2 protein-coding genes are annotated in these 2,021 nt (G+C 70.6%); both read right to left on the bottom strand.

The annotated features are described in order from the left end of the window. The coding region (locus GVN67_RS28825) for an Ldh family oxidoreductase (protein ID WP_235035612.1) at positions 1–931 on the bottom strand (931 nt) is incomplete at its 3' end. Between the two features lie 66 nt (positions 932–997). Further along, positions 998–1,975, bottom strand: a complete 978-nt coding sequence (locus GVN67_RS28820) for a tripartite tricarboxylate transporter substrate binding protein (RefSeq protein WP_160000733.1) — start codon at positions 1,973–1,975, stop codon at positions 998–1,000. Positions 1,976–2,021 lie beyond the last annotated feature (46 nt).

Below are 2,021 nucleotides of genomic sequence, written 5' to 3'. Positions count from 1 at the left end.
GGGCGGGGTCGATCGGGGCGTTGGCGTGGCAGCGCTCGGCCAGGAAGTCCATCTGGTCCAGGAAGGCCTCGCGGCCGCTGAAGGCGGCGGGGTCGATCAGCTGCATGTAGACGCTCGCCCCCCAGCGGGTGGGCGCGTCGCGGCGGCCATGGCCGGCCAGGCCCTGGGTCAGCGCCTCCACCATCAGCGCCAGGCCGAAGCCCTTGTGCCCGGCCTCCTGGCCGCCCAGCAGCAGCAGGCTGCCGCGGTCGGTGGCGCGCTCCATCACCGCCGGGTCGCGGGTCGGGCGGCCGTCGCTGTCGAGCAGCCAGGCGTGCTCGAACGGGGTGCCGGCGGCGACCTTCTCGCGCGTCATCGACACCGTGGTGATCGAGGCGGAGATATCGACCAGCACCGGGAAATCGCCGGTGGGGAAGCCGATGGCGAAGGGGTTGGGGCTGAACAGCGCCTGCTTGCCGCCATGCGGGGCGACGATGCGGCTGTGCGGGCCGGAGGAGGCGAGCATGACGAAGCAGCCGGCATCCGTCGCCCGCTTGGCCAGGGCGGCGAGGCAGCCGATATGGTGGCTGCGGCGCATGGCGAAGGTGACGACGCCGTGCTCGGCGACACGGTCCAGCGCCTGGGCCATGGCCTGCTCGACCAGCCAGGGGCCGGGCAGATACTGGCCGTCCCAGACGAAGGTGGCGCCGGTGTCGCGGATGATGTCGGGCGCGCCGGACCTGGTCATGCCGCCATTCTCGACCTGCTCGAGATAGGCGTTCACCTGGGCCAGGCCGTGGGTGTAGCGGCCCATCATGTCGGTCAGCACCAGGATGCGGCCGAGGCTTTCGGCTTTGTCCGGCTGCATGCCTGCGGCCTCGAAGAGGCGGGTGGCGAGGGAGGCGAGCTCGGCCTGTGGCCGCCGCAGCCCCGCGGCCATGGCAATCGTCATGCAGTGGTCTCCAAGAACAGAAAGAAGATGGGGGTCCGGGGGAATTCCTTCCCCCGGCCTTCTTGCTTACTCGGGCTTGATATTATGCTTCCGCACGATATCGCCGAAGCTCTGCGTCGCCTGCGTCAGCCAGGTCCGGAAGTGGTCGGGCCCGTCGGTGCGCGGCACGCCGCCGAGGTCGGCGATGCGCGCGGACAGCGCCGGCTGGGCGACGACCTTGCGCAGCTCCTGGTCCAGCTTCTCGATCAGCGGCTTCGGCGTGTTGCCCTGGACCAGGATGCCCTGCCAGGTGCCGGCATCGGCCATCGGCCAGCCGAGCTCCTTGAAGGTCGGCACATTGGGCAGCGCGGTCAGCCGCTGGGGGCCGGAGACGGCGATGCCGCGCATCTGCCCGTTGACGACATAGGGCTGGGTGGCGGTGGCGCCGTTGATGATCATGTCGGCCTCGCCCGAGGCCACCGCCAGCAGCGCCGGGGCGCCGCCGCGATAGGGCACCTGCAGCAGGTCGCCGCCCAGATGCGCGCCGAGCTCGACCGCCGTCAGGTGGGTCATGCTGCCGACGCCGGAATTGGCCAGGTTGATGCTGTTGCGCTTGTCCTTCAGATAGGCCGCGAGCGAGGCGGCGTCGGTCACCGGCAGGGCGTTCTTGGTGGCCAGCAGATAGGGCGCGTAGATCACCATCGAGACCGGCGCCAGGTCGCGCTGCACGTCGAAGGGGATGCGCGGGAACAGCGCCGGGTTGATCGCCAGCGTCGAGACATCCATCAGCAGCAGGCTGTGGCCGTCGGGCTGGCTCTTGGCGACCGCATCGGCGCCGATATTGCCGGCGGCCCCGGCGCGGTTCTCCACCACCACCGACTGGCCCAGCGCCTTGGTCAGCTCCGGCGCCAGCAGGCGGGCCAGGATGTCGCTGGTGCCGCCCGGGGCGTTGGGGACGATGATGCGGATGGTGTGGTCGAAGCCCTGGGCGCGCAAGGCGGGGGCGGCCAGCGGCGACGCGGCCGCGGCAGCCAGGCTGGCCTGCAGCAATTGACGGCGATTCATAACTTGGACCCTCCGGCGGTCGTTTTTTTATGCCGCCAGCTAAGCC

It is taken from the genome of Roseomonas sp. 18066, assembly GCF_902706185.1.
Taxonomy (GTDB): Bacteria; Pseudomonadota; Alphaproteobacteria; order Acetobacterales; family Acetobacteraceae; genus Pseudoroseomonas.
Note: the sequence above shows the minus strand (reverse complement) of the source record. Positions and strands in the feature narration are given on the sequence as shown.